The sequence below is a fragment of the Bradyrhizobium sp. USDA 4516 genome (assembly GCF_054055915.1).
Map to the genome: position 1 here is coordinate 5,155,483 of NZ_JBSRXT010000001.1, position 13,052 is coordinate 5,168,534.

The 13,052-nt window shown below is 61.1% G+C and carries 8 protein-coding genes and 5 pseudogenes; 9 read left to right on the forward strand and 4 right to left on the reverse strand.

Annotated elements, in window-relative coordinates; genetic code table 11:
* Nucleotides 1-201: 201 nt before the first annotated feature.
* The 8 genes and pseudogenes from ACVI1L_RS23730 to ACVI1L_RS23765 form a co-directional block, all read left to right on the forward strand.
* On the forward strand, nucleotides 202-1,758 hold the full coding sequence (locus tag ACVI1L_RS23730) for an AMP-binding protein (protein ID WP_456783938.1): 1,557 nt from the start codon (nucleotides 202-204) through the stop codon (nucleotides 1,756-1,758).
* A 57-nt stretch (nucleotides 1,759-1,815) separates the two neighbouring features.
* Entirely contained in the window at nucleotides 1,816-2,106 is a 291-nt protein-coding gene (locus ACVI1L_RS23735; protein WP_456783939.1) for an enoyl-CoA hydratase/isomerase family protein, read from the forward strand.
* A 2-nt stretch (nucleotides 2,107-2,108) separates the two neighbouring features.
* Complete coding sequence (locus ACVI1L_RS23740; protein ID WP_456783941.1) at nucleotides 2,109-2,555, forward strand: enoyl-CoA hydratase/isomerase family protein; 447 nt, start codon at nucleotides 2,109-2,111, stop codon at nucleotides 2,553-2,555.
* A gap of 970 nt (nucleotides 2,556-3,525) precedes the next feature.
* Nucleotides 3,526-3,651 (forward strand): hypothetical protein, encoded by a 126-nt coding sequence (locus ACVI1L_RS23745; protein WP_456783942.1) that lies wholly within the window; start codon nucleotides 3,526-3,528, stop codon nucleotides 3,649-3,651.
* A gap of 411 nt (nucleotides 3,652-4,062) precedes the next feature.
* Nucleotides 4,063-4,413, forward strand: coding sequence for a transposase (locus tag ACVI1L_RS23750; RefSeq protein ID WP_253606702.1), 351 nt, complete (start codon nucleotides 4,063-4,065; stop codon nucleotides 4,411-4,413).
* The gene (gene tnpB, locus ACVI1L_RS23755; RefSeq protein WP_027583889.1) at nucleotides 4,410-4,754 is read left to right on the forward strand and encodes an IS66 family insertion sequence element accessory protein TnpB; all 345 of its coding nucleotides are present in this window, start codon (nucleotides 4,410-4,412) and stop codon (nucleotides 4,752-4,754) included. The genes ACVI1L_RS23750 and tnpB overlap by 4 nt, the downstream gene beginning before the upstream one ends.
* Before the next feature lie 74 nt (nucleotides 4,755-4,828).
* Nucleotides 4,829-6,421 carry an IS66 family transposase gene (gene tnpC / locus ACVI1L_RS23760; RefSeq protein ID WP_456783943.1) on the forward strand — a complete coding sequence of 531 codons (1,593 nt, stop codon included), beginning with the start codon at nucleotides 4,829-4,831 and terminating at the stop codon, nucleotides 6,419-6,421.
* A 16-nt stretch (nucleotides 6,422-6,437) separates the two neighbouring features.
* A pseudogene (locus ACVI1L_RS23765) lies at nucleotides 6,438-7,013 on the forward strand (ISNCY family transposase); the annotation flags it as partial.
* A gap of 74 nt (nucleotides 7,014-7,087) precedes the next feature.
* Here the strand turns inward: ACVI1L_RS23765 and istB (ACVI1L_RS23770) are convergent.
* A pseudogene (gene istB, locus ACVI1L_RS23770) lies at nucleotides 7,088-7,856 on the reverse strand (IS21-like element IS1631 family helper ATPase IstB).
* Nucleotides 7,834-9,618 carry an IS21 family transposase gene (gene istA, locus ACVI1L_RS23775; RefSeq protein ID WP_456785596.1) on the reverse strand — a complete coding sequence of 595 codons (1,785 nt, stop codon included), beginning with the start codon at nucleotides 9,616-9,618 and terminating at the stop codon, nucleotides 7,834-7,836. Before istA (ACVI1L_RS23775) ends, istB (ACVI1L_RS23770) begins: the two are co-directional and overlap by 23 nt.
* A gap of 109 nt (nucleotides 9,619-9,727) precedes the next feature.
* On the opposite strand from istA (ACVI1L_RS23775), the pseudogene ACVI1L_RS23780 reads away from it, so the two are divergent.
* Nucleotides 9,728-10,579 (forward strand): annotated as a pseudogene (locus tag ACVI1L_RS23780) (ISNCY family transposase); the annotation flags it as partial.
* Between the two features lie 146 nt (nucleotides 10,580-10,725).
* Here the strand turns inward: ACVI1L_RS23780 and istB (ACVI1L_RS23785) are convergent.
* Both istB (ACVI1L_RS23785) and istA (ACVI1L_RS23790) read right to left on the reverse strand, forming a co-directional pair.
* Nucleotides 10,726-11,538: pseudogene (istB, locus tag ACVI1L_RS23785) on the reverse strand (IS21-like element helper ATPase IstB).
* A pseudogene (istA, locus tag ACVI1L_RS23790) lies at nucleotides 11,535-13,048 on the reverse strand (IS21 family transposase). Before istA (ACVI1L_RS23790) ends, istB (ACVI1L_RS23785) begins: the two co-directional pseudogenes overlap by 4 nt.
* Between the last annotated feature and the right edge of the window lie 4 nt (nucleotides 13,049-13,052).

Here is a 13,052-nt window from a genome sequence, read left to right on the forward strand (position 1 = left end):
CATCCTTTCTAGATTCAAGGCCAAATATGTCTAGCTCACTCGAACCCACACTTTTGGTCGAACCGAGCGGAGTTTACGCAGTCCCTATTCTTTTCGAAGCCACCGCGCAGTCTAGCAGCTCTATTTAGACAAGATCTTCAACAAATCTGAAACCGATCGCACTGGTGTCTCCCCGATCGGTCACTGAATCGAGTTCACCTGATGTATACGATCCCTGAGCTTCTCCTCGCACGTGCCCAAGATAGTGGCGAGCGGGTTTTCTGTACGTTCTCCGAACAACACACCACGTTCAAACAGCTCTTGCACGGAGTCCAAGTGATGGCTGGTGCGCTGGTAGATGCAGGCGTGAAGCCCGGCGATCGTGTAGGCTTTATGCTTGCGTCGTCTATTGAGCACATGCAGCTCTATCTTGCGACGTCTTGGATCGGGGCGGCTGCCGTGCCCTTTAGCATCCACCTGAAGGCAGCGGGCCTCGAACTACAGCTCAGTAGCAGTAAACCGCAGGTTTTGCTTGCTAATCGCGCGCACGCGGATCCGATCCGGAAGGCTCTTTCAGCCGTTTCTCATCGGCCACGTTTGGTTTGGCTGGAAGATGGCGTCGACGGTAACGGGGAGATCGGACTGAATGTGCTTCTGCGCACAAGTCGTTCTGTGCCTTTGGCGGTGCCACGATCTCTCGACGACGCCGTAGCGATCAATTACACCTCGGGAACGACGGGAGCTCCCAAAGGGGTCGTGTTGTCGCATCGCTGGTACTGGGTCGGAGCAAAAAACGCGGCCATCCTTTCGGACGCACAGCGTAACGACACGTTTTTCTTGTGGGAGCCCTTCTATCACATTGCCGCCTGGATGACGGTAATTATGGCGCTCCAAAAGGGCCTGAGCATCCATATGGTGGAGCGCTTCAGTGCGTCTAGGCTTTGGGACCAGATCGCCGAGGCGGGCGCAACCAAACTCCACTATCTAGGCGGCTTGGTGAACATCATCTTGTCGCAGCCGCCCGTAGAAAGTGAGCGAAATAACGGTGTCTCCATCGCGTGGGGAGCCGCATGTCCTACCGATAGCTGGCGCAAGTTCGAAGAGCGGTTCGAACTTCAGGTGCGTGAGGGGTACGGCCTCAGCGAGGGCCAGAACTTCACTCATCTAAACTTGCGCGGAGTCGTCGGTTCAGTCGGCACTCCTGTCGAGGAGTTCGACAGCTGGTTGATCGATAGCCAGGGCCGACGCGTTGGACCTGGGATCGTTGGCGAAGTCGTCCTTAAGCCGAAGGTCGCCGGTGTCACGATGAGCGGCTATTTCGGCGATCCGGAGAAAACGGCAGAGGTGATGCGGCCAGACGGCTGCATTTACACCGGTGATACCGCAACCGTCGACCAGGACGGCAATTACTACTTCAAGGGCCGGAAAAAGGATGCGTTGCGCCGCCGAGGTGAAAACGTGTCCGCCTGGGAAGTGGAGCGCGTGCTCAACGCAGCGCCCGGTGTGGAGGAATCAGCGGTAATCGGAGTGCCCTCTCCCTTGGGCGATCAGGACATTCTCGCAGTAGTTAAGCTGCGTCAAGGCGCCGACCCCAATCCCCTCAACATCGCCAACTTCTGCGGCGAACGCCTTGCCTATTATCAGGTACCGAGATTCATTCAATTCGTCGATGACTTCCCGCGCGGGCCGACACAGCGCATTAAGAAGAGCGACATCGAGATCGACCTTAAGAAGGCATGGGATGCCGAGCGAGCCGGGTACAGGCCGGCGCGAACTTAATACGATGACAGAAGAAAACCAGAAGTTCGCCCATAAACCGAGGAACTGCTTTCCGAGATGCGCGATGAGGTATTTGTGCTCACGATCAATCGGCCGGACAGCTACAATTCCTGGACCTCGGCCCTGCGTGACGAACTCTCACGCAAGCTCCTTGCCGTCGACACAGACGGCAATGTTGACGCGGTTGTGCTCACAGGCGCAGGCGACAAAGCATTCTGCTCCGGTCAGGATTTAGCTGAGCTGCGGGAGTTCGCCGACGGGATAAACATCGAACCGTGGCTGCGACGCATCAGGACGTGTTATGATGCGGTCAGGCACTTCAGCAAGCCAGATCACGCAATTCTGTGACTATGTGGTTGCATCCTGGCGTCAGGGTCGGCCAAACCGAAGTGAGCTCGGGCCTACCCAGCATCTTCGGCACGTGGCTCATGTGGGAGCGAGTGGGCTGCCGGGCGATCGAGCTTGCGCTGGGCGGTCGCCTTATGGATGTCGAGGAAGCTAAACAGCTCGGCTTCATTCAGGAAATGGTGGAGCAGTCGAAAGTGCTCGAGGCCGCATTGGAGGCCGCTCGACGTTTATCGGAGCAACCTCGCATCGCGTACAAGCTCCCAAAATCGGAAAATTGGCAGTTCGATGAAGAGCGCTATTCCACTGCAATGCAAATGGCGCTCAGTGTGTATCGAGAGGCGTTTGAGACAGGTGCTCCCCAAAAAGAGATTGGTCAATTCTTCCAGGGCCCCGGCGCCCGAGGGTCTGCACCCAAGCCCGCTAACAAACGAGGGAGCTCTGGGATCTGACGCTCGCAAAGTTGCGAAAGACTGCCCCATGAAAAGTCGGGACATTCGTACTAGAGCGAGCTAGTGTTCTGGGGCGGTGGCCGCGGTCCGCATTCTGCCAGGCCATTACGCCGCGAAAAAATCAATGTGTAGGGAATCAACCTTGTGGTTGGCTTCGAATGATTGCGCCGAGGCAGTCCGTTGGTGAAGAAATTGTCATGGGCAAAGAAAACCGCGCCTTGGTCGTCGGCGGTACGGGTCCCAGCGGACCCCATCGTCAACGGATTGATTGCTCGCGGGTTCCGAGCCACTCTGTTTCACCGAGGCTCTCACGAGAGTGATGAAATCCCAGACGCCGTCGAACACATACACGGCGATCCACACTTCAGCGAAACCAAGAGGGATTCTGATGGGCGATTTGCTTATCGGATAGCCGAGACCGAGCGCGAGATTATGGCTATGCGTCCCCGAGCCACCATCTTGCGCTGCCCAATTATCTACTGACCGCGTCAGCCGCCTCCTTTTGAATGGTGCTTGGTTCGCCGCGCTCTCAATCGACGTCCGTTCATGGTTCTTCCTGATGCAAGCCTACGACTTATCACACGCGGGTATTATTCCGTGAATATGCAGGCGGTTTTGTGCGCAGTGGATCGCCCGATGGAGGCGGGCGGTCAGATCTATAACTGCGGCGATGAACGTCAACTTACGCTGCGCCAGGTGGCGGAAGTCGTTGCGACAGCCTTTGATCACCAGTGGGAGATTGTCAGCCTTCCGGCCTCGCTTGCGTACCTTCGTGGCCGATGATTATTACAGACCCGCAAGGAAGCTGGCACCGGCTCTACGATACTAACAAGATCAAACGTGAGCTGGGCTACGGCCGGCATTGAGAAGCAGCTGGGCGACCGGTTCGATTATGCTAGCGAGGATCAACTGGTGTCGGATCGGCGGAAGTGCGTTCAACCGCTGCTCGAGCGGTGTGGACGTGACTAACATGATCACCCACATGCGCAATCCCAAACATCAGGCCTCTCGCAAGATCATCGCGGCCGCTGAAGGCTCGGAACGCCCGGTTGATGCTGATGGCAATGCTAGGCATGATCGCCATGCCATTGCCTAGACTAGCGGCCCAGGAATGGGGCGCGCAGGAGGTGTTCCTGCGTTCGTCCTATCTGATTTAGGCGGTCCTGTGTAGCGCGTCGATCTGGATTGGAAGCGCATTGCCTCGCCCTAATTGTTACCGGATGCTGAGCCGTTGCCTCACGTAAATTGCTCCCTTGGATCGGGAACGAGCGGGGGCGAAGATGGGGTGGCTAAGCATAGCAACGCGGAAGGAACTGACGGCGGCAGCATGCGCGCGCTATCGGCGTTCGGATCGCGCAGAAGAAGGCGCGGATATTGGACGAGTTCGGTAAGCGGCAAGGAGACCCCGTCTGGCGGAGGGGGTGAACGATCGGCTATCGGCTGCTAAGTTTGTGAGCCGATGTGAGCTTCTATGTCTGCGCCTAGTTCTGGAACTAGAACCTTCCATATGATCGAAGCGGTCGCCGACCGTCTTGAGGGAGCGCCGCGGCAGCTTCGCCGACGCTGGTCGGACGAGTTTAAGGCCCAAGTCGTGATGGAGGCGCTGGAGCCTGGCGCGAGCGTCTCGGCGATCGCCCGCCGGATCGGCATTCACCCGTCGCAGCTGTTCGCCTGGCGCCGTGACGCTCGGGCCGAGCGGCGGCGTTATCGCTCACGGCACTCGAGTTGCGAGGGTGTGGTGGCGCCTGTGGCAGGCGCGGTGATCGAGATTGCCATTGGCGAGGTGATCGTGCGCGCCGGCGTGGACGTCGACGAGGCGCAGTTGCAGCGGGTGATCCGGGCGGTCCGTTCGGCATGATCCCCTCTGGCGTGAAGGTGTTCCTGGCGAGCCATCCAGTCGACTTCCGCAAGGGTATCGATGGCCTTGTTGCGCTGGTGCGCGATGCCGGCTCAGATCCGTTCGACGGTGCGCTTTATGTGTTCCGCGCCAAAAGAGCCGACCGAATCAAGATCGTATGGTGGGATGGCTCCGGCGTGTGCCTCTATTTAAAACGGCTTGAGAAGGCGAGGTTCTGCTGGCCGCGGATCGGGCATCATCGGGTGCAGCTGAATGCTGCGCAGTTGATGGCACTGGTGGATGGGATGGACTGGAAGCGGGTCCGGACCGCGGCGGTCAAGCCGCCGGAGATTGTTGGGTAAAAGCACTGCGGCGAAGTGAATCAGCGGCCTGAAAGGGCAAGAGAACCGGGGCAAAATGTGCTCTGGTCGGGTCAATGACGCCGCCCGATCTCAGCCTCCCGAATGACGTAGAGACGCTGAAAGCCATGGTGCTTGCCATGGCCGAGAAAGCGGCCCGCGCCGATGCTCTGGAGAGCGAAGTCGCCGATCTCAAGGCCCGCAACGCCGATGCCGATGCGCGCATCGAGCGGCTGACGCAAATCCTGAAGGCCTTCGACCGCGCCCGGTTCGGCCGACGATCGGAGAAGCTCGGCTCGGCGAACGGCGACGATGAACAGCAGGCCCTCGTCTTCGAGGAGATCGAGACCGGCATCGCCGCGATCAAGGCCCAGGTCAGCAAGGGCCGTGCGCAGGCGGATGGCAAGCGTGCACCGCGTCGGCGCAAGGGCTTTGCGCCCCATCTGGAACGGATCGAAACCGTCATTGAGCCGGAAGAGCTGGCTGAGCATGCCGGCAAGCAGAAGGTGCTGATCGGCGAGGACGTGTCGGAGCGCCTGGATGTGGTGCCGGCGAAGTTCCGGGTGATCGTCACGCGCCGTCCCAGGTATGCCTTCAAGAACGCGGACGGCGTCATCCAGGCGCCGGCCCCGGCCCATATCATTGAAGGAGGCATTCCGACGGAAGCGCTTCTGGCCCAGATAGCCGTCGCCAAATATGCCGATGGCCTGCCGCTCTACCGGCAGGAGGCTATCTACGCCCGCGATCATGTCGAGCTCGACCGCCAGCTGATGGCGCAATGGATGGGCAAGCTCGGCTTCGAGCTCGAGATCGTGGCCGACTACATCTTCAGCGAGGTCAAGAAGGCCGAACGGGTCTTTGCCGACGAAACCACTTTGCCGACGCTCGCTCCGGGCTCCGGATCGACAAAGACGGCCTACTTATGGGCCTATGCCCGGGATGACCGAACCTTTGGCCGCAGCGGTCCCCCGATGGTGGCTTATCGCTTCGAAGACAGCCGCTCCGGCGAATGCGCGGTCCGCCATCTCAATGGTTATCGCGGCATCCTGCAAGTGGATGGCTATGCCGCCTATAACAAGCTCGCGCGATCCGATCGCGGCAATGATGGCATCACATTGGCTGGCTGCTGGTCACACTGCAGACGCAAGTTCTACGAGCTGCATGTTGCAGGGAGCTCGGAAGTGGCAACGGCGACGGTCGAGCGGATGGCAAGGCTCTGGCAGGTCGAGAAGACCGTGCGCGGTCAAAGCCCCGACGCTCGCGTTGCCGCGCGCCGGCAAGCCTCCGCGGCGATCGTCGCAGATCTCTTCGATCTCTGGCAGCAGACCTTGCGGCGGAGCTCCGGCAAATCAAAATTGGCCGAGGCGATCCGCTATGCCGTCTCGCGCCGTGCCATCTTCGAACGCTTCCTGACCGATGGACGTATCGAGCTCGACTCCAACGTCGTCGAACGCGCCATCCGGCCACAAACAATCACGAGAAAGAATAGCCTCTTCGCTGGCAGCGACGGCGGCGGACGAACCTGGGCGACCATCGCAACGCTGCTGCAGACGGCGAAAATGAACAACGTCGATCCGTTCGCCTGGCTCGCCTTAAAACTTCAGCGTATCGCCAACGGCTGGCCGAGCAGCCAAATCGACGCGCTTATGCCATGGAACCACGCAGCCTGACGGCCTCAGCTTGCCGCTTACCGAGTTCGTCGACATCACCGGATTCCATCGCAAGCATGCGATGCGCCTACTTCGAGGTCAGGAAGACGCACGCCAGGGCCGACGGGCGCGACGTCGAGTCTATAATGAGGCAGAACACAACGCGCTCGTGCTCCTTTGGGAGGCGTCAGACCGGATCTGCGGGAAGCGGCTGAAGGCGTTAATGCCTGCGCTGATTGAGGCGATGGAACGGCACGGCCACCTCGACCTTGCCTCCGAGATCCGCGACAAACTTTTGGCGATGAGCGCTGCGACGATCGACCGCGCATTGGTGCGGGTCCGAGAAGAATTAGGTCGCAAGCGCCGGCGGCACGCGGCGCACTAATTGCGCCGCAGTGTTCCAATAAGGACGTCGGCAGATTGGAATGATCCGGCGCCGGGATTCGTCGAGGCCGACCTTGTCGCGCATAGCGGTCCATCCGCGCGTGGCAGCTTCATCCAGACCCTCGTGCTCACCGACATTGCTACTGGCTGGACGGAGTGCGTTCCTCTGATCGTGCGCGAACAGACGCTGTTGAGCACGGTGCTGACGGAATTGCGCAAACAATTTCCCCGCGGGTCACTTCAAATTCCTCCGGGTGTGGTCAGTCAAATTCCTCCACCCGCGAGGCAGGACAGAAGGGATTGTTATTTTGACTTTGTTTCACGGGCAAGAGCTTCAGCGGCCTCTTTGAGCCGATAGCTGCGTCCGTCGAACTCAAGCAGATGGCAGTGGTGCATCAGGCGATCGAGGATGGTGGTGCTCATGGTGTTGTCCCCCAGATATGTCCCCCAATCCTGCACGACGCGATTGGAGGTGACGATGACGCTGCGGTGCAGTTTGTAGCGCTGATGGATCAGGGTCTGCAGCAATGCGCCGGCGTCGTCAGGGATGGCGCGTGCGAGGAACAGATCGTCCAGCACGAGGAGATCGCAGTCGATGATGGTTCGCAGCCGGACCTCGCGTTGCGCCGGGGAGTTCAGGGCGTAGCGGTGGAAGAAGTCGTCGGTCTCAAGATACTGGACCTTGTGGCTTTGCAGGATCGCCTGATAGGCAATCGCCTTGGCGATGTGGGACTTCCCGGTGCCAGGGTTTGCCGACAAGCAGGGCGTTCTCGCCAGCGGCTATGAACGCCAGGGTGTGGAGCTGGAAGCAGGTTTGGCGCGGCAATTTGGGATTAAAGGACCAGTCGAACTCGGCGAGCGTCAGCTTTTCGTCGAGCCCGGATTGCCGGTATCGTCGCTCGATAAGGCGGGACTGACGACGGTCCAGTTCGTCCTGCAGGATCAGAGAGAAGGTCTCGAGGAAGGGCTGGTTGGCGCCCTGCGCCTGCAGCACGCGCGTCTGCAGCGTGTCGCGGACGCCCGACAGGCGCAGCTGTCGCAGGCAACGCTCAATTTCCGGCATGGTCATCATGTGGCTGGGTCTCCAGTTTGAGGTGAGAAGGCGCAGCGGGAGCGCTCGTGGCGCCGGAGCTGGCCGGGGTTGCGCAGGCGCCACGAGCGCGGATTGCAGGGGCGCGGTCGTCGTGAGCCTCGGCCTGCCGGCCATTGTCGTCGGCGTCGCGCCGCACAGCGCGGCTGAAGAGGTCGCCGTATTCCTCGGAGGTGCGGATCAACGGATGATCCTGGATGAGCTGCGATGTCGGTGGTGGCGTCGTTTCAATCTGCGCGAATGCCTGTTCAAGCAGCCGCTCGACGGTCGCACGCACGTGCTTGTAACGGTAGATGCGGTTGCTGATGGCGTGCGCACAAGCCTGTTCGACCAGCCGTGCCGGATACTTCCGGCTCAGCCCGACAATGCCCCACATCGCGCGTTGTCCAACGCGCCCTTCGGTGTCAAACATCTGCTGGCACAGCGCCTTGGTCTGCGGGCCGATGCGGCCGGCGCTCGACAGCAGCAAGGCTGTTTGCCGCGACGGATTGAATGGCCGCTCGTTGGTCGGCAGGACGACAGAACCGGGATGCGCCATCCGGGGATGAACGCGCAGCAGCGCATGGGTGTGGCGATCGCGGATCTCGATCGTCGCGGCGTAGATCCGCACCACGACCTGGCTGCCGAGGGGCGCAGGCCGCGCGGCGTAATAGCTGCTATCAACACGCACGGTGGTATCGTCGCAGACGGTCCGAACGACCTCGGTGAAGATGCGGAAGGCCGCCACTGGCAACGGCCGCAGGTGTGGCTTCTCCTCCTGGAACATCGCCTCGACCTGACGACGCGTGCTGCCGTGGATGCGCTTGGAGGCCCAATTCTCCTCCCAGTGCCTCAAGAACTCGTTCTGGGCTTCCAGCGTCGCGAAGCGCCGTCCGGCCAGCGCGGTGCCCTGGGTATGTTGAATCGCACTCTCGACGCATCCTTTCCGATTGGGATCGGCCACGCGCGCGGGATCGGCGACCACGGCGTAATGAGCCAGCATCGCGCTGTAAATCGGGTTGAGCTGGGGCTCGTACAAATCCGGCTTGAGAACGCCTTCCTTCAGGTTGTCGAGCACGACATAGCTGGGGACCCCGCCAAAATACCGGAACGCCTCTTCGTGAAGCTGCGCCCAGACTTGTTGGCTGGACTGCCAGACTACCCGCCGGAAGCTGCGCCGCGAGTAGCGCAGCGTCATCACGAACAGGCGGGGACGACGGTACCGCCCGCTCTTCGGATCAACCGTCGGCGCGCCCTCGCCGTAGTCGACCTGAGCTTCCTCGCCGGGGAGGAACTCAAGGCGATCAAACTGCTCGGGGTCGGTGTGCCGCAACCGGCGCACAAACCGCTTGACGCTCTGGTAGCTGGACGGAAAGCCAAATTGATCGACCAGGTCCTGGTAAATCGCCTGCGCATTCCGCTTCAGGCGGACCTGTTCTTCGATCCACGTCCGATGCGCTTCGCAAGCCGAACGGGCCAGGCTGCTGGTGACCGTCGCTTCCGATGCCCCAAAAGCCGGTGGTCGGGGTGGAGGAATTTGGCCGTCTACGCTCACCGGGCCGGTGGTCACTTCCCCGGGGGAATTTGCCTCCGCACCAGCCCGCAGCGCCCGGTAACGCCGGATCGTCTTTCGATCGACCCCCGTCAGCCGGTGGATCTCGCGCTGGCTGGTGTTGCGATCGAGTAGCGTAAATACCGTGCTTTGCAGGTGTGGCTTCAAGACGTTCAACTCCCCGGTCCCTTGCTGGCTAAAGGGACCGAAAATAAACGTCCTGCCTGACCGGCTACCGCTGTTCAGCGGCGCTGACGGCGATCATCAGGTGGGGGAGTTTCAAGTGACCATACCCGGGGGATTTTGACCGACCCACGGGGATTTGCCTTTTGCGCTACTCGGCTTCGATACTGACAATGATACCGTGTTCATGAACGAGACGCTCAAAGCCTACTGCGAGGCGGCCAACATCGTCTTCACGCGTTGCCGGCCCTACCGAAAGAATGACCAGGCGTTCGTCGAGCAGAAGAACGGCGCCGTCGTGCGCAGGATGGTCGGTTATCGTCGGTTCGAGGGCCTGGAAGCGGCCAAGCTGCTGGCTGAACTCTATCGATCGGCGCGGCTGTTCGTGAACTTCTTCCAACCCTCGTTCAAATTGATAGCCAAGCAGCGCGACGGTGCGCGTGTGCGCAAGACATACAGCGTGCCGACAACACCACACCAGCGCTTGGCCGCCGACGCCCGCACGCCCGACGCGGTTCGCGCCCAACTCCAAGAAATCTATGCCGCTCTCGACCCGGTCGCGTTGTTGCGCGATATCCGCGGCGCGCAGGAAGGCCTCGCGGCGCTTGCGGATACCCAGCCTATCGTCAATCCTGCTGGGGCATCGCAATCGATTGATCTCTTTCTGGCAAGTCTACGAACCGCCTGGAAGGACGGAGCTATGCGACCGACGGATCGGCCAATCGCGAAAGCGAAGAGAGGTCGGCGCCGTCCCGACCCGCTCATCAGGGCAACGCCAGATTTGCGAAAATGGTTTGAAGTCGAACCTTGGCGGACTGGCAGCGAACTGCTCTCCCGGTTGCAGGTGGAATATCCTGGAGCCTATCCGAACAAGCTTCTTCGAACGCTTCAACGTCGACTTAAATCCTGGCGCAGCGAGCAAGCGAACGCGTTACTGTTCGTTCCTACGGAGGAAACGCTTCCGGAGTATGAGGTCACAACACCCCAATGATGTGCCAGGTGCCAGCGGAGGACGCCGGGCGCTCCGAAACCCCGGCCATCTCCGCACCCGGCCTCCTCCTCAACCCAAGCCGGGAGCAAAATAAATGAGGCAACCCATCGCACTCAGGAGCATCGATATGTGAGGCAATACGAGCGTCAATCAGCGACGGTTTTGATTGTCGCGTGCGAAGGCGGCCGTCCTGGACCTCGTTTTCGCTCGAGCGCGGTGCGCCTGCGGTAGCTCTCGACGTTCATCTCGACGATGGTAGCGTGGTGAACGAGACGATCGATGGCGGCCAGCGTCATGGCGGGATCCGGGAAGACCTTGTTCCATTCACCGAAGGGCTGATTGGCGGTGATCAGCATGGAGCGGCGCTCGTAACGTGCGCTGATGAGTTCGAACAGCACGCTAGTTTCGGCCTGGTCTTTGGTGACATAGGCAAGATCGTCGAGGATCAGGAGATCGAAGCGATCAAGGCGGTTGATGGTGGCCTCGACGTTAAGCTCGCGGCGAGCCAGCTGGAGCTTTTGCACGAGATCGGTGGTGCGGGTGAAGAGGACGGGCCATCCGTTCTCGATGAGGGCCAGGCCAATAGCTGCCGCCAGATGGCTCTTGCCGCCGCCGGGTGGCCCGAACAGGAGCAAATTGGCACCCTTGCCCAACCAGCTGTCACCGGCGGCGAGTGCCATCACCTGCGCCTTGGAGATCATCGGCACGGCCTCGAAGTCGAAGCTGTCGAAGGTCTTCCCGGCAGGCAGCCGCGCCTAGACGAGATGGCGCTCAGTGCGCCGGCGACCGCGTTCGGCGATCTCGTGCTCGGCAATGGTGGCGAGGAAGCGGGCCGCTGGCCAACCTTCCTTGTCAGATTGCTCGGCAAATTGCGCCCACAGCACCTTGATGGCTGGGAGGCGGAGTTCGTTGAGCAACAGATTGAGGCGCGCGGTATCAACGGTGTTGGCCACGCTCATGCGGCACCTCCGGTCTCGGCAGTACCGATGAGGCATTCGTAGGTGGCAAGCGGTGCGAGCTGCACCACGACGTTCGGAAGGTGGGCGGGGTCAGGAGCGAAGTGAGCTCGCAGCCGGTTGAGTTCGGGCAGTCGGCCGGCATCGAGGTCGGCTGTGAGCTGATCGGCGAGTTCGGCCTCGCAGCCACGCTCATGAGCGAGCGCGAGGAGATCGACCATGATCCGGCAGGCCTTCTTGTCCGGTAATCGCTCGCGCAATCGGTCGAAGGTTCTCCGATAGCCCTCGCGCGGGAACAGCCTGTCCCGATAGACCAGATTGAGAGGCGCCATTGGCTTGCGCCGCAGAGAAAGGATCAGTGCCGATAATCGACGGCCTGATCGTACTTGCCATTGGGATGCGGCCGCCCGCGCGGCAAGGTAAGGAGATGCGTGCCGCCGACGAACACGTCGAGGTGATCGTCGTAGAGGCGCGCCCGCAGCCGGTGGCCGATCAGGCGGGATGGCACGGTGTAGAACACCTTGCGCAGGGTGAAGCCGCCCGACGACGTCACGCGGACGATCACCTCTTCGTAGTCGGAGGTGCGGCGATCAGGCAGCTCCTGCAACACCACGCGCTCGCTATCGATCCACTTGGCGTTGCGGGCATTGCGGCGGCTGACGATCTCGTCGATGAAGCCGCGATAGGTGGCAAGATCGTCGAAGTCGGCAGTTCCGCGCAGCAGCAAGGCGTCCGCGATTGTTCGCTTGAGATGACCGTGGGGGCCTTCGATCGAGCCATTCTCGTGGGCAACGCCTCGATTGTTGCGGGAAGGCCGCATGCCGTAATGGGCACAAAGGGCCTCGTATCGCTGCGTCAGATCGTCCCGTGCATCGCGATCGAGATTGCAGAATGCGGCCGACAGGCTGTCGGTCCGATGCTCCCGCGGCGCCCCACCGAGCGACCAGAGGGCATTCTGCGGGCCTTCGGCCAGGGCAACGAAGCTCTCGCCGCCAAGCACGACGTGGGCGTGCTCGAACCCGCAATAGGCCAAACGGAAGTGATAGAGACGATGATCCAAGGGTGCGCCCACGATCGTAACACCCGACTCGCCCATGTCTGTGAAGTCGGAGAGGCCGAGTTGGCCAGGCTCGTGGGTTTGGCGGAAGATCACCTCCTGCTCCTCGCCGTGGATCGCCCGCCAGGCGCGGATCCGACGCTCCAGGGTGCGACGGATACCGGTGCCGATATCCGGATGACGTCGGAGCATCTCCTCGAAGACCGCCACCGGGCGTAAGCCAGGTGCCGACTTCAGGATCGGGACGATCTCGGTCTCGAACACCTCGCTCAACGGATCCGGCCGTCGTCGGCCGCGAGGAGCTTTCTTTTGCGATGGACGTCGGGGATCTCTCTCGATCCGATAACCGGTCGACGCACTGAACGACGCCTTGGCCGCCGCCACTGGCGGGCTATCGGTCTGACGGTACTTCATGTAGAGCCTCATTTGGTGATCTGTGATGTGTCGGCCGGGCAAGCGA

Coding starts and splice junctions, on each gene's coding strand:
- ACVI1L_RS23730 (WP_456783938.1), top strand. CDS start 202: ATGTATACGATCCCTGAGCTTCTCCTCGCACGTGCCCAAGATAGTGGC.
- ACVI1L_RS23745 (WP_456783942.1), top strand. CDS start 3,526: ATGATCACCCACATGCGCAATCCCAAACATCAGGCCTCTCGCAAGATC.
- ACVI1L_RS23740 (WP_456783941.1), top strand. CDS start 2,109: ATGTGGTTGCATCCTGGCGTCAGGGTCGGCCAAACCGAAGTGAGCTCG.
- tnpC (WP_456783943.1), top strand. CDS start 4,829: ATGACGCCGCCCGATCTCAGCCTCCCGAATGACGTAGAGACGCTGAAA.
- tnpB (WP_027583889.1), top strand. CDS start 4,410: ATGATCCCCTCTGGCGTGAAGGTGTTCCTGGCGAGCCATCCAGTCGAC.
- ACVI1L_RS23735 (WP_456783939.1), top strand. CDS start 1,816: ATGCGCGATGAGGTATTTGTGCTCACGATCAATCGGCCGGACAGCTAC.
- ACVI1L_RS23750 (WP_253606702.1), top strand. CDS start 4,063: ATGATCGAAGCGGTCGCCGACCGTCTTGAGGGAGCGCCGCGGCAGCTT.